The sequence below is a fragment of the Fibrisoma limi BUZ 3 genome (assembly GCF_000296815.2).
Lineage (GTDB): Bacteria > Bacteroidota > Bacteroidia > Cytophagales > Spirosomataceae > Fibrisoma > Fibrisoma limi.
In genome coordinates, this window is sequence record NZ_CAIT01000004.1 from 837,895 (window position 1) to 861,687 (window position 23,793).

The 23,793-nt window shown below is 52.8% G+C and carries 12 protein-coding genes; all 12 read right to left on the reverse strand.

What is annotated here, in order from left to right; genetic code table 11:
* Positions 1-27 precede the first annotated feature (27 nt).
* Positions 28-2,493, reverse strand: coding sequence for an ABC transporter permease (locus BN8_RS03940; protein ID WP_009280502.1), 2,466 nt, complete (start codon positions 2,491-2,493; stop codon positions 28-30).
* A 97-nt stretch (positions 2,494-2,590) separates the two neighbouring features.
* Complete coding sequence (locus BN8_RS03945; protein ID WP_040005312.1) at positions 2,591-4,966, reverse strand: ABC transporter permease; 2,376 nt, start codon at positions 4,964-4,966, stop codon at positions 2,591-2,593.
* A gap of 79 nt (positions 4,967-5,045) precedes the next feature.
* Positions 5,046-7,460, reverse strand: coding sequence for an ABC transporter permease (locus BN8_RS03950; RefSeq protein ID WP_009280504.1), 2,415 nt, complete (start codon positions 7,458-7,460; stop codon positions 5,046-5,048).
* A 77-nt stretch (positions 7,461-7,537) separates the two neighbouring features.
* Entirely contained in the window at positions 7,538-9,910 is a 2,373-nt protein-coding gene (locus BN8_RS03955; RefSeq protein ID WP_009280505.1) for an ABC transporter permease, read from the reverse strand.
* 159 nt (positions 9,911-10,069) lie between these two features.
* Positions 10,070-12,427: an ABC transporter permease gene (locus BN8_RS03960; protein ID WP_009280506.1), complete on the reverse strand. Its 2,358-nt coding sequence runs from the start codon at positions 12,425-12,427 to the stop codon at positions 10,070-10,072.
* Between the two features lie 313 nt (positions 12,428-12,740).
* Positions 12,741-13,568 (reverse strand): DUF4097 family beta strand repeat-containing protein, encoded by an 828-nt coding sequence (locus tag BN8_RS03965; protein ID WP_009280507.1) that lies wholly within the window; start codon positions 13,566-13,568, stop codon positions 12,741-12,743.
* 5 nt (positions 13,569-13,573) lie between these two features.
* Positions 13,574-14,425, reverse strand: a complete 852-nt coding sequence (locus BN8_RS03970) for a DUF4097 family beta strand repeat-containing protein (protein ID WP_009280508.1) — start codon at positions 14,423-14,425, stop codon at positions 13,574-13,576.
* 178 nt (positions 14,426-14,603) lie between these two features.
* A complete protein-coding gene (locus tag BN8_RS03975; RefSeq protein ID WP_009280509.1) occupies positions 14,604-15,425 on the reverse strand; it encodes a zf-HC2 domain-containing protein in 822 nt (273 codons plus the stop codon).
* 10 nt (positions 15,426-15,435) lie between these two features.
* Positions 15,436-15,960, reverse strand: a complete 525-nt coding sequence (locus tag BN8_RS03980; protein ID WP_009280510.1) for an RNA polymerase sigma factor — start codon at positions 15,958-15,960, stop codon at positions 15,436-15,438.
* Positions 15,961-16,170: 210 nt separating this feature from the next.
* Entirely contained in the window at positions 16,171-18,543 is a 2,373-nt protein-coding gene (locus BN8_RS03985; protein WP_009280511.1) for an ABC transporter permease, read from the reverse strand.
* Positions 18,544-18,809: 266 nt separating this feature from the next.
* The gene (locus BN8_RS03990; protein WP_009280512.1) at positions 18,810-21,251 is read right to left on the reverse strand and encodes an ABC transporter permease; all 2,442 of its coding nucleotides are present in this window, start codon (positions 21,249-21,251) and stop codon (positions 18,810-18,812) included.
* Between the two features lie 91 nt (positions 21,252-21,342).
* The gene (locus BN8_RS03995; protein ID WP_009280513.1) at positions 21,343-23,775 is read right to left on the reverse strand and encodes an ABC transporter permease; all 2,433 of its coding nucleotides are present in this window, start codon (positions 23,773-23,775) and stop codon (positions 21,343-21,345) included.
* Between the last annotated feature and the right edge of the window lie 18 nt (positions 23,776-23,793).

Here is a 23,793-nt window from a genome sequence, read left to right on the forward strand (position 1 = left end):
GCTACATTATTACGACCCGCTTCTTTTTTACTCCGCCCGCAGGCTCTTCACCGGATTCATCAACGCAGCCTTGATGCTCTGGAATGAGATGGTGACGAAGGCAATGGTGATGGCCAGCGCCCCCGATACGACGAACACCCACCACGGAATAGCGATCTTGTAGGCGAAGTTGTCCAGCCATTTGCTCATGGCCCACCAGGCCACCGGCGACGCAATCACGATGGCGATCAGCACCAGCTTCATGAAGTCCGTTGCCAGCAGCATAACAATGTTTGTCACGGAAGCCCCCAGGACTTTGCGAACGCCGATCTCCTTAGTACGTTGCTGGGCTGCAAAAGCCGCCAGACCGAACAAACCCAGACACGAAATCAGGATGGAGATGATGGTAAACGTACTGACGATGCGCGAGGTGCGGGCTTCGGCCTGGTAGTTATGCTGGAAATCTTCGTTCAGGAACGTGAACGCAAACGGCTCGTCGGGGCGGATGGCTTTCCACTTCTGTTCGAGGAAGCTTAGTACACTGGCCATATCGGCCGTATTGACGTGGACGATGATGTAGTTGAAGTCCGGATCGTTATTCAGCAGGAAAGCGTACGGCTCAATCGTCTGGTGCAAATCCTGGAAGTGAAAATCGCCGACGACCCCGACAATCTCAAACTGCTGCGTTTCTCCCTGCCATTCGAAGTCCAGTTTCTGACCGATGGCCTTCTGTTCCGGAATCTGAAATTTGCGCAGGGTGGCCTCGTTCACAACGATACGTCGGTTGGTGTCGCCCGGAAATTCGCGCGAGAACAGACGCCCCTGCTTCAGGCGAAAACCCATCGTTTGCAGGTAATCGTAATCTACCCAGTTGGTTTTAACATCGTGTCCCTGCGAGGCTGTCTGCTCGGGTAAATGCAGAATAAAATCGGTAGCGTTGGCAATGCCGGGGTAATACTGCGTACCGGCCGCCGAAACGACCTGATTGTTGCGTAAAATTTCGTTGCGGAAAGCCGTATAAGCCGCCCGCGATTCCGTACTGCGGAAGGGGATGGCGATCTGCTGATCCTGCGTAAAGCCCAGCGGTTTGTCGCGCAGGTAGCGCATCTGCTCCTGGATGATGAACGTAGCCAGTACCAGTCCCACCGATACCACGAACTGGAAAATAACCAGCGCCCGGCGCAACGTAATCGCCGACATGGAGTTGATGAACTTACCTTTCAGAACCTGCGCCGGATTGAACAGCGATAGGTAAAAGGCCGGGTAACTGCCGGCAATCAGGCCCGTGGCCAGTGCTAACGCCAGAAACGCCAGCGCGATCTGGGGCTGAAACAATTCAAAAACGGACAGCGACTTGCCGGTGAGCTGGTTAAACAAGGGTAAGAAAACCGCTACCATCACGATCGCAATCAGCAAGGCCATCAGGGTCAGGATCATCGATTCGCCGAGGAACTGGCGAACCAGCGCCCCCTGTTCGGCCCCCATTACTTTCCGAACGCCCACTTCGGCCGCCCGTTTCGCCGACCGGGCCGTCGATAGATTCATGAAGTTGATGCAGGCAATCAGTAACGTAAAAAGCGCGATGGACCCCAGAATGTACAGGTACGTAACGCTATTGGTTGGCGTAATGACGGATTCGAAGCCGCTGTACAGATGCAGGTCGGGCACCGCCACCAGAAACAGTTTCTTGTCGAAGCCGACCATTTTCAGGTCATTGCGGGCGTGCTTTTCAATAAACGCCGGGAACTTCTGCTCCAGCCGGTGCGGGTCCGAATCAGGGCGTAGCCGCAGGTACGTCACGAACATATTGTTGCTGGCAAAATCCAGCCGGGCTTCGCGCAGGAACCGACCCGTCCAGCCGGCCGACATCGGTATGAAAAACCGGGCGTCGATGTGGGATCGATTACTCTCGTCTTTGTAGACCCCCGTAACCTTATAATCCTGCCCACGGCCCATCGTTCCATTGATACGGATAATCTTGTTCAGGGCGGGGTTTTTGCCGAATAGCTTCTGCGCTACCGTTTCCGAGAGTACGACGGAGTTGGGATCAAGCAGGGCCGTTCTGTGATTCCCCTCCGTAAACTGATAGGTAAACAGGTCGAAGAACGTAGAATCAATCTGGTAGCCTTTGGTTTCGTAAAAGGATTGCAGGACTTTACCGGATTCGCGTACCTGCAACAGCGCTTTATCGTCAATAATGTTGACCCACAGGCGGCCGACCTGCTCAATCTCCGGATAGTCTGACTTAAGGGCAAAGGCAAATGGGGCCGATGCACTGCTGGTTTTTTCTCCGATGCCATTGAGCGCTTTACCGCCGATGGTCATTTGTTGACCCATCAGATACAGATTGTCTGCGTGCTCGTGGTGCTTGTCGAACGAGAGTTCGCTGCGGATGTAGAGCAGCAACAGCATACAGCAGGTCATGCCTACCGATAAACCCAGGATGTTAATAGCCGAAAACGACTTGCTCCTCAGCAAGTTCCGGACGGCGATTTTGACATAGTTGCGTAGCATAGGGGTAAGGAGAAAAGGGGAGGAAAGGAGGAAGGGGAGGAAAGGGTAAGCCGGATTCTTTTCTTCTTTCCTCCCCTTCCTCCTTCTCTCTCCTTTTTTATTCCGTTCTAAGCGATTTTACGGGGTCCATCGTCGCGGCTCGGATGGCTTGATAGCTCACGGTCAGTAAGGTAATGATGGTTGCGCCGATGCCGGCGAAAGCAAATACCCACCAGGTAATGCCGGTTCGGTACTCGTATTGCTGGAGCCAGTCGTCCAGGAAAAACCAGGCGATGGGAGCCGAGATGAGAAAGGATATAATGACTAGGCGCACAAAGTCTTTGGACAGCAGCGTCCACAAGCTGACTACGGATGCCCCGAGAACTTTGCGGACGCCAATTTCTTTCGTACGCTGTTCGGCCATGAACGAAGCCAGGCCAAACAAGCCCAGGCAACTGATGAAAATAGCGAGCACGGCAAAAATTCGGGCCAGTTTTCCGATCCGTTCTTCAGCCCGGAATTTGGCATCGTACTCATCGTCGGTAAACTTGAAATCAAAGGGACTGTCAGGGTCGTACTGCTTCAGAACTGCTTCCACTTGCTTCAGCGCGTCTTTTACGGGCGTGCCGGGTTTCAGTTTCACGTTGAGGATACTGGCCCAGTTGTAGTTGACCAGGAAAATGGTGGGTTTGATCGGTTCGTACGGCGACTCCATCACCATGTCCTTGACGACGCCCACGACCTGCATAGGCTTCTCATTGAAGCGAATCGTTTTGCCGACGATGTTCTGTAGGCCCGTCAGTTTAACGGCGGCTTCGTTCAGGATGAAGGCTGACGTATCGGTCGAGTAGTCGCGCGAGAAATCCCGGCCGTTTATGATTTTCCAGCTAATGGTTTTGCCGAATTCGTGGGTGCAGGCAATGGTTCCGAACAGGGGGAGCGACTTGGGGTCTTTGCCCTCCCAGTCGAAACCGATCTGATTCGACCAGACGCCGGTGGTCGGGCTGGACGACTCACTGACCTCGTAGACTGCCCCCGATTTCAGCAGGTCCTGCCGTAGTGGATCGAATTTACCCCGCAAGGCCGTACTGATGTTGACCTGGAGAAGCCCGGAACGATCATAGCCGATCGGCCGGTTTTTGGCGTGTTGAATCTGACGGAACACGATGACTGTCCCGATGATGAGGGTGATGGATACGGTGAATTGTATCACTACCAGCATTTTGCGGGGCAACGAAGCCCAGCGCCCTACCCGGAACGTACCTTTCAGCACGCTGAGCGGATTGAAAGACGACAGATACAGGGCCGGATAGCTGCCCGACACCAGGCCCGTCAGGAGTGTAAAACTGAGAATAAGCAGCCAGAAAACCGGCGATTGATACGGTATGGCCGCCTGTTTGCCGGCCAGCTCATTGAAAGCAGACAGGGAAACCAGGACCATCAGCAGCGACAAAATCAGGGCGAAGAAAACAACCAGAATGGATTCGCTCAGAAACTGCATGATCAGTTGCTGACGAAGCGAACCAACGGCTTTACGAATGCCCACTTCCTTCGCTCGCTTTTCGGAACGGGCCGTACTGAGGTTCATGAAGTTGATGCATGCCAGGAGCAGGACAAACACGCCAATGATGCCGAACAGCCAGACGAACTGAATGTTGCCTCCTACGTTCCGGCCGTTTTTAAAGTCGGAATACAGGTGCCACTTGCTCATTGGGTGCAGAAAATATTCGGGATTTTCGCCCGGTGAACTATGCGGTTTCTCTACGTTCTTGATCTTGGCGGATACTTGTTCAATATCCGCTTTGTCTGCAAGCTGCGCAAAGCTCTGAAACGAGTGGTTGCCCCATTGCTCCTGCGAATTTTTCACCCAGGGTTCATCGGCCAGGTAAGCGCTCCAGGGCATGTATAGTTTGACCTCGTAGAACTCCGAGTTGAACGGCAGGTCCGCAAACACGCCCGTGACCCGAACGTCCCGCTTGGCATCCAGCCGGATGATCTTGTTCATGGGGTCCTGATCGCCAAACAAGGCCTTAGCTACCGATTCCGCTAACAGGATGGACGAAGGTTCCTTAAGAGCAGTGGCGTAACTGCCTTTCAGCATGTCCAGCGTCAGCATTTCCGGTAAGCCCGGATCGACGAACATGCCTTCCTGATTCAGCTTTTTATCTCCGTTTACCAGCAGGTGGCTGAAGTTCCAGGAAGCCAGCGATACGTATTTGAAGTCAGCTGCGTACTTGGTCCGGATTTCGGTGGCCGACGGGATCGAAACGGCCCGGCTGGCGCCTGTAGTGCCGTTGAACGTCTGGTTGACGTAGAGTCGGGCCAGCCGGTCGTAGTTTCGGTGGAATTTGTTATACGATAACTCGTCGTACATCCAAAGACCGATCAGCATGGCGATAGCCATACCGACGGCCAACCCCAGGATGTTAATGGCCGAATACGCCTTGTGTTTGGCCAGGTTGCGGAGGGCAATTTTGAGGTAGTTGCGTAGCATAAAGCAAAGGGGTTGGAGCATGGGGCGAAGGGGGTGGGATGGAAGGTGTTACCCCAAGCCCTTCGCCCCATGCCCTACGCTATTCTGTTCTAAGCGATTTCACCGGATTCATCAGGGCGGCTTTGATGCTCTGGAAGCTGACGGTCAGGAGGGCGATGAAGACCGTTAAGCCACCCGCCAGCAGGAACACCCACCAGTGAATGGTCGTCCGGTAGGCGAAACCATTGAGCCAGTTGTACATGGCGTACCAGGCCACCGGAGAGGCAATGACCAGCGCGATGAGGACTAGTTTCAGGAAATCTTTTGAGAACATGGTTACCAGGCTGAACTCCGATGCACCCAAAACTTTACGGATGCCAATTTCTTTGGTCCGCTGCTCGGCCATGAACATCGACAGACCAAACAAGCCTAAGCACGAAATCAGGATAGCCACCCCGGCGAAGATGCTAAACAGCGTTTGCTGCGTTCGTTCGCGGGCGTAGAGCCGGTCGAAGCGCTCATCCAGAAACTGATAGTCGAAGGGCCGCTCCGGGAAGTATGTTTTCCAGACGGATTCAATGTGCCTGAGCCCCGCTTCGACGCTTCGTCCACCTCCGCCGATGTGCATCGACACCCAGTTGAGCTGCTCGGGAGACATCACCATCGCGATAGCCGACATATTCTGGTGGAGCGACTCAAAGTGAAAATCTTTCGTCACACCAATGATCTGACCGTCGCGGGAACCGTATTTGAATCGCTTGCCAATGGCTTGCTGAGGGGTCCAGCCCAGAAGCTTAACCGCCGTTTCGTTCAGGACGATCATCGACGTATCGGTCGAGAACGAACGGGAGAAATTGCGTCCGGCGGCCATAACGATCTGATACGTTGGAATAAAATCCTCGTCGATCTGCAAGCCCCGCAGGTTGATACTGACCGGGGCCATGGTGTCGCCTTTCATGGCCGAAGCGTCCCACGAATCCAGCAGCCGTCCCGACGGAATCCGCGACGACCGCCCTACTTCGCGAATAATACCCGTCGATTTCAACGCCTGCTTAAGCGTTTCGTAGTTGGTCGTGGAGTCGCCAACGTCGGGCAGCAGCGCAATCTGGTCTTTCTGGTAGCCCAGCCGGTAATTCTGAATGTAGCTCATCTGGTTGTATACGACCGCCGTCGCGATCATGAGCGCAATCGCAATGGCAAACTGGGTAACAACCAGTACCTGCCGGAGCTTGCCGTTACGCATGGCCGATGCCACCTGCCCTTTCAGGACGCCAATCGGTCGGAACGACGTCAGAAAGAAAGCGGGATAGCTACCCGCCACCAGGCCCGTAAGCAACGTAATGCTGATGAGAATAGCCAGGAACGCAGGATCAACCAATTGACGGAACGAAAGCTGTTTCTGCGTAAAGTCATTCAGGGCGGGCAAACAGAGTACCACCAGCCCAATGGCAAGCACCAGGGCAAACAAGACTAGTAAAATAGACTCGCTCAGAAACTGGCCGACCAATTGGTTGCGCAAAGCCCCTACTACCTTACGCATCCCGACTTCCTTGGCGCGGCCAGCCGAGCGAGCTGTGGCCAGATTCATGTAATTGATGCAGGCAATCAGCAAAATGAACAAACCAATGGCCGAAAAAAGATAGACATACTTAATATCGCCGGACGGCTCAATTTCTGAGTCGGTATGGGAGTGAAGGTGGATATCGGTTACCTTTTGCAAAGTCAATACCGACCACTTCGACGCTTTGGTGCCACCTCCGGATGGAACGTGTTTATCCTGAAATGGCGCAAAAGCTTTCTCCATGCGCGCTGGATCAGCACCTTTGGCCAGCAGCAGATACGTATTGAAGGAGTTGTTGCTCCAGTTGGTTCGCAGTTGTTCGGCTCCGTAGATACGTGGGTCGTTCAGGGTCGAGAAGGAAACCAGAAAATTCGGGTGAAAATGCGCCTGGGCGGGTAGCGGTTCGTACACGCCCGTCACCGTCAGATCATACTGATTCTCATACCGGACCGTTTTGCCGATTGGGTTCTCTTTTCCGAAATACTTCTCGGCCATTGGGCGCGAGAACAGGATTGAAAATGGGTTCTCCAGTGCCTTGTCGGGATTACCACTGACCAGATCAAAGCTTAAGATCTTGAACAGATTGTCTTCCGCAAAAAACACATCTTGCTCATCGAACCGATTGTCGCCGTAGCGAATCAGACCGCCGGTTTCGATCGTTCGAACAACCAGCTCCGCTTCCGGAAAATCCTGCTTAATCAGGGGGCCAAACGGCGGAGCTGCCTGCGCCAGCCGTAGTGAAGGCACACCATCCGACGAGAGGAACGTACGTGTAACACGGTACACCCGATCTGCGTTGGCATTGTAGCGGTCGTAGCTGAGTTCGTCTTTAACGTAGAGAGCGAGCAGCAGAAAGCAGGCCAGACCAACGGCCACACCAACGATATTAATCGCGCTGAAGGCTTTGTGCTTACGCAGGTTGCGTAGGGCGATGAGGATGTAATTGCGTAGCATAAGAGCTTGAGGTTAAGGGCTTGGGGCTAAGGGCGCGGGGTAACAGCTACCCTCCGCCCCAAGCCCTTCGCCCTACGCTATTCGGTACGTAATGATTTCACCGGATTCATCAGGGCGGCTTTGATACTCTGGAAGCTGACGGTCACTAAGGCAATACCGATGGCCAGCACACCCGCCAGTACAAACACCCACCACTGAATATCAATCTTGTAGGCAAAATTTTGCAGCCATTGATTCATCGTCCACCAGGCAATGGGTGACGCGATGAGGATGCCAACCAATACCAGTTTCAGGAAATCCTTCGACAGCAAGGCGATAATGCCGGTGACCGATGCACCCAGGGCTTTCCGAATTCCGATTTCTTTGGTACGTTGCTGGGCGGTGAAGGTGGCCAACCCGAACAGACCCAGGCAGGAAACCAGCACCGCAATGCCGGCGAAGAAGTTGAACAACTGGCCCGTGCGCTGCTCCGATTTGTACATGCTGTTGTAGTCATCGTCCAGAAACTTGTACTCGAAGGGATAATCCGGGCTGTAGCGTTTCCAGATCCGTTCGGCCGCGGCAATGACGGCGGGAGCATGCTGTCCGGTCGTCTTGATGTAAAGACGACCGTAATTGCGGGTCGGTCGGTAGTAGAAAATGGCGGGCTCCATCTTGGAGCGCATCGACGCAAAATGGAAATCTTTCACGACGCCGATAATGGTTCCTTCCGTCTGCCAGAGCTTGAACCGCTTACCGATCGGGTCCTTAATCCCCGCGTTCTTGACGGCTGTTTCGTTCAGGATGTAGTGGGTAGAATCAGCCCGGGAGCCGGTAAAGACACTGCCCGCCACCATATTGAGCTTGAACGTCTGGATAAAATCTTTCTCTACAGCCAACGGGTGAATAATGAACATGCTGTTCTTCTCCTTGCCGTCCCAATCGGTGTCGCCGGTGGAGTTGCCATTACTGATGATGTTATTGCTCGCCGACGTAACGGCCCGCACGCCCGGTTGCTGTGCCAATTCGTTCTTGATGGCTTCGTAGTGTTTGCCTACGTCTTCGGTCATCCAGAAACCAAAGACGTTCTCCCGGTCGTACCCCAGATTCCGCTCGCGGATGTAGCGGAGTTGATTACCGATGATGAGGGTGCCGACAATCAGGGCTGTAGAGAAGGCAAACTGCGTCACAACCAGTGCCTTTCGGAACGCACCGCCCCGACCGGCTGCCGTGGCTTTGCTGCGCAGCACTTTCAGCGGTTCGAAGGACGACAGCACCAACGCCGGATAAATGCCCGCGACGGCCAACGTAAAGGTCAGAGCGCCAACCAGCACCAGCCACACCTGCGGATCAAACAGGTTGAAGGATTGGGTTTTGCCGGTTAACTCCAGGTAAACCGGTTCAATCAGCTTAATGAGGACAACGGCAAGTAAAAGCGCCATGAGGAAAATCAAGGTGGATTCGGCCAGGAACTGCCCAATCAGGTGTTGGCGGCCTGCACCGACTACTTTCCGAACGCTCACTTCCTTAGCTCGTTGGGTTGCTCGTGCCGTAGCGAGGTTAACGTAGTTAATACAGCCGATTGCCAGCAGAATCAGCGCCACTATGCCCATCATGCGTACCTCCTGCATGGCCGACGGCGTACCATCAGCGTTGTAGAGGTGAATGCCTTTCAGCGCCTGTAGGCGGTAATAGGTTACCTGATCGTACTGGTTATTCTGGTGGTGCAGATCGGTCAGCGTTTTGGCAATTTTGTCCAGATTCGCCTGCGGATGAACCTGCAGGTACGTATTGGCCATCCAGTTGCCCCAGTCACTTTCAATCGATTTCCAGTAGTCATTGGCCTGATACCCTTTGATGAGAATCTCGAATGGAAACAGCATGCTGTACTTCATCGTCGAGTTATCGGGGAAGTCGCGGATGATACCGCTGACGACGTAGCTTTTCTTCTTGGGTACTGAGTACAGCATTTTGCCCATAGCCTCCGCGTTACCGAAGTACCTGCGAGCGGCTGATTCGGTCAGGATCACCGATTCGAGGCTTGAGAACGGGCGTTCTTTGCTGCCTTTTACCCACTCAAAGTCGAACAGGGTAAAAAACGCAGGGTCGACATACACGCTCTGTTCTTCCACCAGCGTTTTATCGGCCACTTTGAAAGGAGACATGTCGTAGTTCTGCACCACCCGGGCTGCTTCGATAACACCGGGTACCTGACGTTTAGCGTAAGCGGCTACCGGCGCAACAATGGAGCCCGAAACCTGCAAACTACTGCCTGTACCAAACCCACCATTTACGCGGTAAATCTGATCCCCTTTTGTATGAAACCGGTCGAAGCTTAATTCCCCCTTAACCCACCAGAGCAGCAGGATACCAATGCCAAGTGCGACAGCCAGCCCTCCGATGTTTATCGCCGAATAGCCTTTACTGTTACGCAGTCCACGCCAGGCGGTTTTGAAGTAATTACGTAGCATGATGTTTCTGTATAAGTTGAAAAGTATCGTGCTTAGTCCGCTTCAAATGCTATACCATTAAATGTAAGATTTTGATAATCAATACATAGGCGATTGGGTTGGCGGGTTGATTGTCCGCAATCGGACGTGAGAGCGGACAATCTGAACCGAACCGTGAATCTACTCTGCCCGCAAGCTCTTTACGGGGTCCATAAGGGCGGCCTTAATACTCTGGAAGCTGACGGTAAACAGCGCAATCGCAATGGCCATCAGACCGGCTACGACGAACATCCACCACTCAATGTCGATGCGGTACTTGAAATCCTGAAGCCACTGGCTCATGCTGTACCAGGCAACGGGCGTCGCAATAACAATGGCGATCAGCACCAGGCGTAGAAAATCTCTGCTGAGCAACGTAACGATGCTGGGTATGGAGGCTCCCAGCACTTTCCGGACACCAATCTCTTTGGTACGTTGCTCAGCCGTGAACATGGCCAGGCCGAACAGCCCCAGACAGGCAATAAAGATGGCCAGAATCGCGAAGTAGTTGGCCAGCTTACCAATGAGCGTCTCGCTTTTGTACTGCTTCTCGAAACTGTCGTCGGCGAATTCATACGCAAAAGGATAAGCCGGGTTGTGTTTTTTGGACAGTGTTTGCATACTGGCAATGGCCTTTTCCGTTTCGCCGGGTCGCGTACGAATGATAACGGTACTGTTATACGTCGTGTCCAGCCGGAGAATCAGCGGCTCGATCGCCACCCGTAGTGAGTTCAGGTGGAAGTTCTTCATCAAGCCGATGATTTTGCCGGGTTTGTTCCAGAATTTGAGGTCCTGCCCGACCGGCGCTTTCATGCCCATGCGTCGGGCGGCTTCTTCGTTGACGAGGTAGTTAGTGCTGTCGGTAATGAAGTCTTTGGAAAAATCGCGGCCATCCAGCAGCTTAATCTTCATGGTGTTGATGAAGTCGTAGCTGATGGGCATTTGCGTGAAGAGCGTCTTATCGTTCGGATCTTTGCCTTTCCATTCCACACCAATGGTCGAATTGCCGATTGCCAGCGGATCGGAACCCGACGAGGTTACAGACTGAATGCCCGGCGCTTGCAGCAGTTCCTGCTTAAAAACATCGAAGCGTTTGGGCAAATCGCCTTCCAGAGCCATGTACACGACGTTCTCCCGGTCGAGACCGAGGTTTTTGGTGCGGATGTAATCGACTTGCCGACCCGCGATCAACGTACCGATGATGAGCAGCAGCGACAGGGCGAACTGAAACACGACGAGACCCTGCCGAAACAGTACGGCCCCGGCTTTGAACCGCAGCGTACCTTTTAAGATCCTGACCGGTTGCAACGACGACAGGAACAAGGCCGGATAGCTGCCGGACACAATACCGGTTACCAACGCCAGACCCAGCAAGGTTAGCCAGTAAAACGGGTTACTATAATCAATACTGATTTGCTTCTCGGTCAGCTTATTGAAGACAGGCAGCAAAACCTGCACGAGGAGGATGGCAAAGATGAGCGCCATCCCGGCGGTCAGTATAGCTTCGCCAATAAACTGCCCGATCAGGAACGACCGTTCTGCACCAACTACTTTACGAATACCGACTTCTTTAGCCCGTTTCGCCGATCGGGCCGTGGCCAGGTTCATGAAGTTGATGCAGGCGATAATCAGGATGAAAATGGCAACGATGGTGAATAGACGTACGTATTCAATGCGTCCGCCGTCGGGTTTGCCATTTGTAAATTTGGAGTAGAGGTAACCATCTTCGAACGGAAAGAGGAACATTTTGATAGTCGTCACGTTTTTTTCGTGCTTATGGACAAAGTCCAGAATCTTGGCGTTGACGCGGTTCACATCGGCGTTGGCATGAAGCAGCGCAAACGTTCGGATACCGTTATTGTCCCATTTGGTGAGCCACTGGTTTTCTTTTTCGAACGGCTCCAGCGGCAGCACGAAGTCAAACTTCAGCGATGATGTTTCGGGAATGTCCTGCATCACACCCGTAATCTGCCGATCCTCTTTGTTGTCCAGTCGAATGATACGTCCTACTACGTCCGTTTTACCGAAGAATTTCAGGGCCACCTTTTCGGAGATCACAATGGACGTAGGTCCGGTTATAGCCGTTTTTCCATTACCATGCAGGAGGGGAAATGTAAAAATCTGAAACAGATCGGTACTCGCAAACCGACCTTTCTCCTTATAGGCTTTTTCGCCCAGGGACAGCAGCCGTTCTTCCTCCCACGTAATCTTGACGGCTTTCTCTACCTCCGGTACTTCGGCAACTAAGGCCGGAGCCAGCGGGCCGGGCGTAGCCGGTGTGGTGCTGATGTCGTTGCCGGTCCACTGCTGATTTTCCAGCACCTGATACAGGCGTGGGCCGTTGGCGTGAAAGCGGTTAATGCTTCGTTCGTCCTGTACCCAAAGCAGAATCAGCAAACTGCACGTCATACCCAGGGCCAGCCCCAGTACATTGATGAACGAGAAGGTTTTACTCTTGGCGATGTTCCGCCAGGCAATTTTCAGGTAGTTGCGTAGCATAGCGCGTGGGGCAGGGGCTAAGGGTAAGGGTGTTGGAGTTTGATAGCAAAGACGACTGAGTTACGCGATCATTACAACAGATGCAGAAAAAGTATGGAACGTTGCATGAGGGACTGCTAGACTCGGTCTCCGCGACTCGGTCTCCGTGACTCGGTCTCCGTGACTCGGTCTGACGGAACGTCTGACCGCTACTGTACCTGACCGGGTTCAAAAAGTCAGACGTTCCGCCTGTGTCCGCGCCGGAGGAAACGTTTACTGTGGCGTAGGATTGTCAGCGTGTACACCTCCAACCCTTTGCCCCTAGCCCCCGTCATTACTTTCCCTTCCGGACGTAGATACTGCCCTGCATGCTCTTCATCATGACTTCGGGGCCACCCCCGTTGATCTTGCCGTATACCCAATCTTCCACACTGACCCGGTACATGCCCGACTGGCTGGATCGCGTGGCTTTCGGCTGTGCTTTTTCGATGTCTATGTCAAAATCGCTGAAGATATCGCCCCGGTCAGATTTCATCTTGACGTTGGCTTTGGCATTGGAGGGAAACGTAACATCCACACGGCCGTTGAGCGTTGAAAAGGCCATGGGTGTTTTGGGGTCCACATCCCGGAAAGTCGCTCGCAAATCGCCATTGACCGTATTGGCTACCGCTGAACCACTAATGTTAGTCAACTCAATAGGACCGTTGACGTTGTTGATTTCCAGTTCGCCGTTGACGTTTTCGACAGTAATATCGCCGGAGTTGACAGTGCTTAACTTGAGCGAGAACCGTTGTGGGACCTTGATCGTCAGATTAACCGGCTTCGCATGGCTGGTTGCGTGAACCTTCACCCGGTTATTGCGCTCTTCGGCCGACACTTCAAGGCTATTCCCCGTTGGGATTCGTCTCATACCTGACTCAGTGTTTCGGCTTTCGCTTCGGGTAGTACGTCGTTGACCATCGGAGGCCGCGTCGATGACGACATCTTTGCCGTTGTAGCCCACTACGTGAATGAAGCCGTTTATTAAGCCGATTTCCATGGAACCGGGCTTGCCGGGGTCCGTTAGGGGGACAACCAATTGTTCTTTTACGTCATCCTGAGCAAAAACTGGTGCCGAACCGGTCAGGAGCAATAAGGCAATAGCCGTTACGATGTTATTCATGTCAATTAGGATTGCTTTTTAATGTAAACGTTACCGTTGAATGTCTCGAAACGAAGGGTTTTACCACCGGCTCCGATACGTATGGATGTGTTTTTGTTGAGTTTATACACCGTCTTATCGCCCCGGCGCTCTTCGTTTTTAACGACCTGTACGGGTAGGATTTCGGTTTCAGGAAAGTCGGTGTAAAACTCGCCCTGAAAGCTTTTGAATTGCAGATCAGCCGAAAGGTTGGACGGGTAGCTGACTTTAATATCACCATTGAGGGTGTAATACGACGATTTCTCGGGTGGACTGGCGAGGTAGTTTGCTTCTACGTTGCCGTTGATGGTGTGGGCATTGGTGGCTCCTTTGGCATTGGTCAGCCGAATCGCTCCATTAACGTTACTGACCCGCATTGAACCCGTTACGTCCTTGACCGTTACGTCACCCCGGTTAACTGTCGCTACACGGACGTTCATCTGACGCGGTACTTTCACCGTAAAATCCAGCGTGAAGTCGTAGTCAATACGTCGATTGTTGCGGTCCTGCCAGTTGTTGCGATTCGGACGAGAATCAAACGGTTCAGCAATGTAAGCGATAATCGTATCGCCTTTCTGCTCGAAGGCCAGTTTGAACTCCCGCTTGCCTTCTTCGAGAGTTTCCTTGTCGTCGGCGGTGATGCGCTTATCCACCTCAAACGACACCTTATCGCCGGAAGTGCCCTCCACGTTGATAAACCCGTTAATGTTGTAGATGACCAATGTGCTGGCTCCGGTGAACTCCTTGCTCACCTTCTCGTTAAATTCGGGCGACTGGGCGTTCGATTGGGCACAAGAGAAGACCAGCCCCGCCAAAATGGGGATTAGAACGTTTTTCATGATGGAAAGATTAAACAGTGAAAGGTTACTAAAGAGCGAAAGAGTGAATGAGTGAAAGAGCGGTTTAAACCACTGCTACATTCTGATCTTTGGAAGAGCAACTTCGCTTCAGAGAGGGTTCACCACTAGGGCCCGACTTCGCTCTTTCACTCATTCACTCTTTCGCTCTTTGACTAGGTTATGACAATTCCCGGATTGTTTGCTCGATTTTGCTCTTCACCAGGTCGTTAATGCCTTCCTGTTTGAGCATCTGCCGAAGGGGTTTCAACGAGCGTTTCTCCTGCAACTTCACCATCACGTCGGCCAGGGCAACCTGCACCAGCGGAGAGTCCTGCCTGGACAAGGAATGAACCAGTCCTTCGCGCACTCTCGAATCGTGGCCCAGATCGGCCAGGGCTTCGAGCGTCACCAGGCGCACGTTGACGTTGGGGTCGTTGTTGAGCGTTGTCAGCAGGGCATCAATCACGCGGCCGTCTACGTCATTGATTTCCTTCGTGATGCTTACGGCCCGCAGTCGCTCCGTTGCCGATGGGTTCTCCAGCATCGAGAGCATCATCATCTGGCGCATTTCCTGCACCTGCGACGACAACGTATCGATCTGCTGCCTGTACGCTACGTCGGGCGACTGCTTCTGTTGTAGCCAGTAGCCCGACGCAACGCCAATGCTCACGAGCAGGAGACTGTAGGCCAAGCGAGTTACTAATGTTGGTGTCCAGAAGGCCTTAATATGTTCCAGAATGCTCGTCCACGAACGTGTTGGCCTGGCTGCCTCGGCTTCAGCGAACGTATCGAGCATCGCGTAAAAATTCGCACGCATGTCCGGGCGGGGTTCCGGTGTCGGAACGGTCGCCATCAGTTGCCAGATCTGCCGGTTGTCTGCCAATTCCCGCTGGCAGTCGGGGCAATTAGCCAGGTGCGCGTCGAGGGCAGCTCGTTCGGTAGCCGGTAGCTCGTCGTTCAGGTAGTCAAGCAGCCTGTCTTTCGCGCCCTCGCAGTTCATTATTTGTTTGTTAGTGTTCAAGCTTCAGGTAAATCTTTTTCAACTCGTTCATGGCCCGATGAACCCGCACTTTTACGGCACCTTCTGATACGTTCAGAATTCGGGCAATCTCCTCATACTTCAACTCCTGATACCGGCTCAGCACCAGTACCTCGCGGTATTCGGGGCTGAGTCTGGTCAGTGCATCGTGGAGCGTTGCGAGCTCCTGTTCTTTCTGCAATGACTCATCGGCCGTTGTTCCGCCCCCGATTCGTTCGGCATATTCGGCTACATCCTGATGGTAGGCCGATCGCTTGTTCTTCTGGGCCGAGTCAACCAGTACGTTACGGGCCAGATGGTACATCCAGGAACGGAAGCTACCCTCGCCGGTGAACGTATGCCGGTATTTCAGCATCCGGTAGAACACCGTCTGGGCCATGTCTTCACTGGCGTCGGCGCTGCCGCTCATGTGATACAGGAAGCCGAACAGCTCACGATGATAGCGCTCAAAGAGTAAGCCCATCTTGTGCATATCGCCCGCCTTGACCTGAAGCATCAGCGCGTTGTCCGTTAGTGAATTCAACCTGGTAACGAATGGGTTTTTCGGAATCTGACGTGGAAACCGGGGGAATTGGAGAAGGTTACAGAGAAAGTTGAAAAAAAATCGAGGCAACCTGAAACCGCCTTGTAAAGAAGGATACCCTACAACAGTAAGGTATCACTAGTCTTGACGTAATACCTGTTGTAGGGTAGGTAATTGGCTAGCTTACTCTGCCCGTAGGCTCTTCGTCGGATTCATCAACGCGGCCCGGATGCTTTGATAGCTCACCGTCAGCAGGGCAATAACCACCGCCACCAAACCAGCCAGCCCGAACATCCACCACTCAATGGTAATTCGATATTCAAAGTTTTGCAGCCACTGTTGAGCCACGTACCAGGCCAGCGGAGTAGCCAACACAATGGCAGTCAGCACTAACTTGAGGAAGTCCTTCGACAGCAGCGTAACGATGCTGGCTATTGATGCACCCAGCACTTTCCGTACACCAATTTCTTTCGTCCGTTGCTCGGCTGTGAAAGCCGCTAAGCCGAATAAGCCTAAACAGGCAATGAAGATAGCCAACCCAGCAAATACGTTAGCCAGCGTTCCGACAACGGTTTCGCTTTTGTAGAGCTTCTCGTACCCGGAGTCAACAAACATATAGGTAAACGGAGAGGCAGGGTTCATCTTTTTGTACAAGGTTTCCAGACTGGCTAAAGCCTGTTTGGTTTGGCCGGGTTTCGTACGGACCAGCACAATGCCGTAATAATTTTCGTTCTGTAAGCGAACAATCAGGGGGCGGATTGCTTTGTGCAACGAATTGAAATGAAAGTCCTTCATTACCCCAATAATCTTTCCCGGTTTGCTCCAGAACGTGAGAGGTTGCCCAACCGGGTCTTTGTAGCCGATTCGTTTAGCGGCTGCCTCATTGATGAGGTAATTGGTTGAATCAGTACCAAAAGCTGTTGAGAAGTCACGCCCTTGTACGAGCTTGATATTCATGGTTTTGATATAGTCATACCCCACAGCCGTGTTATTAAACTGAATAGCCACCCTGGGATCTTTACCTGCCCAGCTTGCTCCGTCCGATGTGTTACTGTTTCCCAGTGGGCTCGTCTGAGAGTACGTCACAGCCTGAATACCAGGCATGCGGAGCAACTCATCCTTGAACGTCAAGTATCTCGTGCTCAAAGAGCTGCTGTTGGTCGAGATTTGAATCAGGTTATCGCGGTCGTAACCCAGGTTCTTGGTTTGGATGTAGTCAAGCTGCCGGTACACTACTACTGTGCCCACGATCATTAGCATCGACAGCGCAAATTGGAAAACCACCAGACCCCGACGGAATGACTGCGCTCCTGCGCCGAATCTTAACGTACCCTTCAGCACCCGAACCGGTTGTAGTGACGATAAAAACAACGCCGGATAACTCCCCGCCAAACCACCCGTCACGACCAGTAAACCAGTCAACAGCACCCAGACGTAAGGCTGGTTGAGCGGTAGAATAAGCTGCTTGTCGGTTAATTGGTTGAAGAGTGGTACTGATAGTTCAGCCAGCAGCACGGCCACGCCAAGCGCCAGCGTAGAGATGAGCAGGGCTTCACCCATAAACTGCCGGATCAACGACGCCCGCCCGGCCCCAACCACTTTCCGAACCCCTACCTCCTTCGCCCGCCTGAATGATCGGGCCGTAGCTAAATTCATGAAGTTGATGCTGGCAATTAACAGCAGAAACGCGGCTACGACGCTGAACAGCCGCACGTACTCGATACGGCCACCGTCGCGCTGTCCGTTTTTGAAGTTAGAGTACAGATAAGCTTCCGTCTCGGGTTGCAGAAACAGTTGAATATTGTATTTGGCCTCAATGTCCTTGTTGCGGCCTTTCAGAAAAGTCCTGAGTTTAGTATCAACTTTGGCCGGATCAGCATCAGAACGGAGTTGCAACCGGGTGCCAGGGCCAGAATTTTCCCACACATTAAGCCAGGGCTCTCGCTTCAGAAAGACATTCCAATTCAGCAGGAAATCATACTGGTCAGGTGCATTGTTGGGTAAGTTCTCGAACACGGCCGTTACTTGGTAATTGGTTTGATTATCGAGCCGCACAGACTTACCAAGCGCCGTTTGTGCATCACCAAAGTAACTCTCGGCCAATTTTTGAGAAATAGCGAGATTGTTGGGTGCCTTGAGGGCTGTTTCGGGTGAGCCAGCCAGCAACGTCATACCGTACATCCTGAACCAGTCGGCTCCAACAAAGTGTCCTGTTTGTCGGGCTACCTTGTCACCTACGCTCAGTACATGTTCTTCCGGCCCGGAAAACCCGGCTGCGTAAACAACCTCGGGAAGTGCTCGTTTCAGCTCATCTGCCAGAATGCCCGGCGTATCCTCGTCGGTCACAATCCGCCCGTCGGCAATTTCGTGTTCCATCACCCGGTACAGATACGGCGCGTTCGGGTACTGCCGGCCAACGCTCAGCTCATCCTGAATCCAAAGCCCAATCAGCAGACTGGACGTCATGCCCAGCGCCAGGCCCAGGATGTTGATGGCTGAGAAGGTTTTATTGCGGACCAGGTTCCGCCAGGCGATTTTGAAATAATTGCGTAACACAGCGTCGAGAGTTTGTTAGGTCATGTATTTTACTGAGGTTTATAATCCCAAATGGTATACCACAATTATAAGCATTTGTATAACAAGGTATTACATAGTTGCTGCAAATAAAAATGTCCGCAAATGGACGGGTTAGGTACAGTTGTGGACACTGTCTGAACCGCATGGGCGGCCCCGCAGGATTTATGTGATTTTGATAATCTCTATGATTCTGAACCGTACAGGTACTAATCAAGGTAATCATCAAAATCACATGAATCCTGGTCTTACTCCGCTCTCAAACTCTTCACCGGATTCAGCATCGCGGCCCGGATGCTCTGGAAACTGATCGTAATCAGCGCAACCACTACGGCCAGCAGACCCGCCAGGGCGAACATCCACCACGATAAATCAATCTTGTAGGCGAAGTTCTGCAACCACTGGTGGGTGGCGTAGGCGGCAATGGGAGTGGCAATGATGATGGCGATGAAGACCAGCTTGAGGAAGTCTTTCGACAACAGCGTAACGATGCTGGCTATTGATGCCCCCAACACCTTACGCACACCGATTTCTTTGGTACGTTGCTCGGCCGTGAACATAGCCAAACCAAACAGGCCCAGACACGCGATGAAGATGGCTAAGCACGAAGCCGTTGTGAAAATGGAGCTGTACCGCTTTTCGGCTTCGTACTGCCTGTCGTAGCGTTCGTCGACGAAGTAATAGTCAAAGGGATTGCCCGGATAGCTTGTTTTGAAGAGCCGTTCCAGTTCCGCCATCTTGGTTTGCATGTTATTTGCCGTTAAACGGACGGTTAGGTCGCCATTTTCCGTGCGGGGCAGGAAGATGATCGGGTCAATGGCCTGACGCAGCGATAGATGATGATAATCGTTCACTACGCCAACCACCTCGTAGGGTTGTCCCCAGTTAATTTTTTTTCCTACCGCTTCCTGCGCATTACTGAAACCTAACTGCTTAGCCGCGGTCTCATTGATCAGCACTTTAGCGCTCTTTTCCCAGGCCAACTCACACATGGCCGGGGTAAAATTGGTGCCAGCGGCCAGTTTGATCCCGTACGTAGCCAGGTAGCGATCATCCACAATCATCATGGCGTACCCTTTTTTCTCGTCGCCCGCCCGAGGGGTCGGTCGAGTGATGCCATTGGCCGTAAAGGCGTAATAACTACCTGGGCCCGCCGAACTGCTGTAATCTTTGACGTAGGCAAGCTGGCTAACCTGCTGCCGGAAGGCCGTCTTCTGTTGGTCAAACGTCTTTTCGTCGGGACCAATCGCCGGACCCTGAATCACCAGCAACTGCTCCAGATTCATCCCTAAGTCCTTGTTCTGTATGTACTGTAATTGCCGGTATAGTACGACCGTAGCAATAATCAGGACAAGCGAAATACTGAACTGAAACACGACCAGCGACTGCCGTAGCCACGCCCCTTTGCCGACCTTGCCGTTCATGCCTTTTAAAACGTGCGTTGGCTGGTACGACGTCAGGGCGAAGGCCGTATAAGCCCCCGAGGCCAGGGAGCCAATCAGGAGTAATCCGACACCAATGATCCATAAGTTCGTTTCACCAAAAACCGCCAGGGACAGCGGTTTGCCGACAAACACGTTGAAAGACTTCTGACACGTATTCACCAGGAATAACGCCAACCCGAAGCCGAGCAAGTTGAGCAGGACTGATTCGCCTAAAAACTGCCCGATGAGTTGTTCTTTATTGGCCCCAACGACCTTGCGCACGCCCACTTCTTTGGCCCGTTTCAACGACCCGGCCGTTGACAGGTTAACGTAGTTGAACCAGGCGATGACCAAGATCAGGATGGCGATTCCGGTGAGCAGATAGACAAATTTCAGATTTCCGTAGGTGGTGTACGGGTCGTTCAGAGATGCGCCCAGGTGCATGTTCGCCAACGGCTGCAACCGAATCTGCTCATCGCTCCTGGGGTCTACTTGCTTCTTGAAGTCGTTGATCTTCTCTTCTAAAGCCGCAGCATCAACCGAGTTTTCAACCCTGAAAAACGTCTGGACATAGGTACCTGCATCCAGCCTGTCCAGAGCCGCCCAGCCGTTGCCGTTGAGATTCGCCGGATTCGCAAACGTCTTCAGCGAGAAGAGCATGTCGAGCTGTAAGTCCGAGTTGGCGGGCATATCCTGGTACACGGCCGTTACGGTATACGGTGTTTTGCCAAAGTTGTTGTTGAGCGTCAGGAGCTTACCAATGGCTTTGTCCTGGCCGAAATACTTGCGGGCGGCTGATTCCGAAATAGCAACGGTATTGGGTTGCCGCAACGAAGCGCCCGAGCCGGCCACCAGAGGAAACGAGAAGAAGTCGAAGAAACTGCTATCGGCCATGGCGATATTCGATTCGCGAAACGAGCGTAACGGCGCGTTGCTTTGGGGATCCTGGTATGACACAATTCCCTGAACTGGACTGTTTGCTGAAACCCGGCAGAAGTCGGAAACCTCACCGAACTGCTGCTTAACAGCCGTAGCAATAGCCGGTGAAACGATTTCGTAGGTGTTGCCTTCTTTCGTTTGAAACAGCAAGCGGTACAACGTCGGCAGGTTACGGTGGAACTCGTTGGTGCTGCGTTCGAATCCAACGTATTCGAGAATCAGCACAAAAGCCGCAATGCCAAGCGCCAGCCCGGCCACGTTAATTCCGGTGAAGACTTTGTTCTTCCACAGGTTGCGGAAGGCGATGGTGAGGTAGTTGTAAAGCATAGAGGTGGTTTAGTGCTGATTATAATAAATGTGCTACCCTATACGAGGGCAATTTTGGTCATCGGTTCAGTCACATTAATCCCGGCTCGGATCATTCCGTCCGCAAACTCTTCACCGGATTCATTAGAGCGGCCCGGATGCTTTGATAGCTCACCGTAAGCAGGGCAATAACCACCGCCACCAAACCAGCCAGCCCGAACATCCACCAATCGAGAGAAATGCGATACGCAAAGCTTTGCAGCCACTGATTCAGTGCATACCAGGCGATGGGCGTAGCAATAAGAATAGCCAGTAGCACAGGCTTTATGAAATCTTGGCTGAGTAGTAACACCAGGCTTGCTATACTGGCACCCAGCACTTTGCGAACACCTACTTCTTTGGTACGTTGCTCAGCCGTGAACGTCGCCAGGCCAAACAGCCCCAGGCAGGCTACCAGAATAGCCAGCCCCGTAAAAACAGTAAAAATCCGCTGAAATTGCCGCTCCGACCGGTATTGTTCGTCAAACTTCTGATCGAGGAAAAAGTAGTCGAATGGGCTTTGCGGAAAAAGCTGCTTCCAGATCTGGTTCACCTGGTCAATCGTGCCCGGCAGTTGCTGCGTGCCCAGCTTCACCGAAAAGTAGGCCATTCGGGTGGGCGGTGGACAGGTGTATAAAATTGGGCGGGTAGGTAACTTTAGCGATTCAATATGAAAATTATCCACAACGCCGATAATCCGCATGTCGCTGCCCCGGCGGGTTGCTTCTCCGCCGAACACCAGCGATTCGTCGACGGCTGCTTCGGGCGACGGAAAGCCAAGGGCTTTTAAGGCGGCCCGGTTAATAATGTAGCGGTTGCGCCAGTGCGGTTCGTTTGCCTGGAAGCCCCGGCCTGCCAGTTGCCGAACCCCATACGTGCGCATGAACTGCTCATCTACATTGACAAAGTAGATGGTCGGTTTGTTAGCGGTGATCCGTTTCTTCCAGTAGACGCCATCGCTGGTGCCGCCAATGGTATTAATGCCTTCGCCGGGCACTACTGATGAAGCCGTTATGTTGCGAACGGAAGGCAGTCTGGCCACTTCTGCCTTAAATACCGCATACTTCTTCTGATAAACGGAGTCCTGATTGAAATCAAAGCGGGGTGCTTTCAGCACAAGCATCTGATCAATGGATACGCCCAGGTCATGCTTTTGCAGAAAGGTAAGCTGACGATAAATTGTAACCGTTGCCGCCAGCATCCCGACAGTACAAACCAGTTGAAAAACGACTAACGCTTTCCGTAAGGCCAGCCCTTTGCCAACCCGACTAAATGAGCCGCGCAGCATACTCATCGGCTCGTAGCCCGACAGCACCAGGGCTGGGTAGAAACCGGCACCTACCACGCTGATCAAAAACAACGCAGCCAGCGTAAGCCCAAATAGTACGTGATTCGTGTAAAACCAGTTGGTCAGCGGTTTACCCGTAAGTTCGGCAAAAGCCGGACCCGCCAGTTGCATGAAAAACACGGCCAGGCTGATGGCGAGCAGATTAACAACAATGGCCTCGCCCAGAAATTGCCCAATAAGCTGACTTCGGCTGGCACCGATCGTCTTCCGAAGCCCTACTTCTTTCGCTCGTTCCATCGCCCGTGCCGTTGTCAGATTGCTGTAATTAATCCAGGCGATACCCAGAATGAAAGCCGCAATCAGCAGGAGAAAATACACGATACGAACGCTGCCATTCGGTTCATGTTCGTACGTAAGATCCGAGCGAAGATGAATGTCCGTAAGCCGCTGCATATTCAGCGCCAGGTTGCTGGTGCTCAGATACCGCTTGCTGAGTTCGGCCAGCTTAGCCCGCACCAACTCCGGATTGGCCTGTGGATGCAACTGAATGTAGTTGTAATCCCAGTAATTCTCCCAGTTGTCGGTATGCCCCTGGCTGTACAGCGTCTGGTACGGCAAGAGCATCTCAAACTTAAGGTGCGAGTTGAGCGGGACATCCTCGATCACGGCTGCGACGGTATGCGGCCCGGTAAACCACCCGCCCACCAGTTGAAGCGTTTGCCCAATGGGATTTGCAGGGCCGAAATACGTTGCTGCTGCTGATTTGGTCAGGATAACACGGCCTGGCTGGCTTAACCCCTGCGTGGCGTTGCCCTGTAGCACCCTGTACGGAAACATACGCAGAAAGGCAGGCTCTACCGCGTAGGCTTTGCTTTGTGTGTAAGGGGTTTGCTTGTGAATAACCGTCAGATCGCGGGCGCTATATACGCGGGTGTAATCGACTACTTCGGGCAATTCAGCTTTCAGGGTTGGACCAACCGCGCTGTGCGTGTTCGCATCCCGGGTATCGAGGGAGCCGTTGCTGTAATTCTCCGTATAAATCCGCCAGATCTGCTCAGCGTGTGGACTTTGCCGGTCGTAACTACGCTCAAACAGAACGTACTGTACAATCAGCAGACAAGCTGCCATCCCCACCGCCAGACCAACAATCGTTACGACGGAGAAAACCTTGTGCTTCAGTAAGCTACGTACGGTAATGATAAGGTAGTTTTGGAGCATGGGGCAAGGGGTTTAGGG

Excerpts from the sequence above, each read along its gene's own strand:
- BN8_RS03940 (WP_009280502.1), bottom strand. The coding sequence starts at position 2,493 with ATGCTACGCAACTATGTCAAAATCGCCGTCCGGAACTTGCTGAGGAGC.
- BN8_RS03945 (WP_040005312.1), bottom strand. The coding sequence starts at position 4,966 with ATGCTACGCAACTACCTCAAAATTGCCCTCCGCAACCTGGCCAAACAC.
- BN8_RS03950 (WP_009280504.1), bottom strand. The coding sequence starts at position 7,460 with ATGCTACGCAATTACATCCTCATCGCCCTACGCAACCTGCGTAAGCAC.
- BN8_RS03955 (WP_009280505.1), bottom strand. The coding sequence starts at position 9,910 with ATGCTACGTAATTACTTCAAAACCGCCTGGCGTGGACTGCGTAACAGT.
- BN8_RS03960 (WP_009280506.1), bottom strand. The coding sequence starts at position 12,427 with ATGCTACGCAACTACCTGAAAATTGCCTGGCGGAACATCGCCAAGAGT.
- BN8_RS03965 (WP_009280507.1), bottom strand. The coding sequence starts at position 13,568 with ATGAATAACATCGTAACGGCTATTGCCTTATTGCTCCTGACCGGTTCG.
- BN8_RS03970 (WP_009280508.1), bottom strand. The coding sequence starts at position 14,425 with ATGAAAAACGTTCTAATCCCCATTTTGGCGGGGCTGGTCTTCTCTTGT.
- BN8_RS03975 (WP_009280509.1), bottom strand. The coding sequence starts at position 15,425 with ATGAACTGCGAGGGCGCGAAAGACAGGCTGCTTGACTACCTGAACGAC.
- BN8_RS03980 (WP_009280510.1), bottom strand. The coding sequence starts at position 15,960 with ATGCTTCAGGTCAAGGCGGGCGATATGCACAAGATGGGCTTACTCTTT.
- BN8_RS03990 (WP_009280512.1), bottom strand. The coding sequence starts at position 21,251 with ATGCTTTACAACTACCTCACCATCGCCTTCCGCAACCTGTGGAAGAAC.
- BN8_RS03995 (WP_009280513.1), bottom strand. The coding sequence starts at position 23,775 with ATGCTCCAAAACTACCTTATCATTACCGTACGTAGCTTACTGAAGCAC.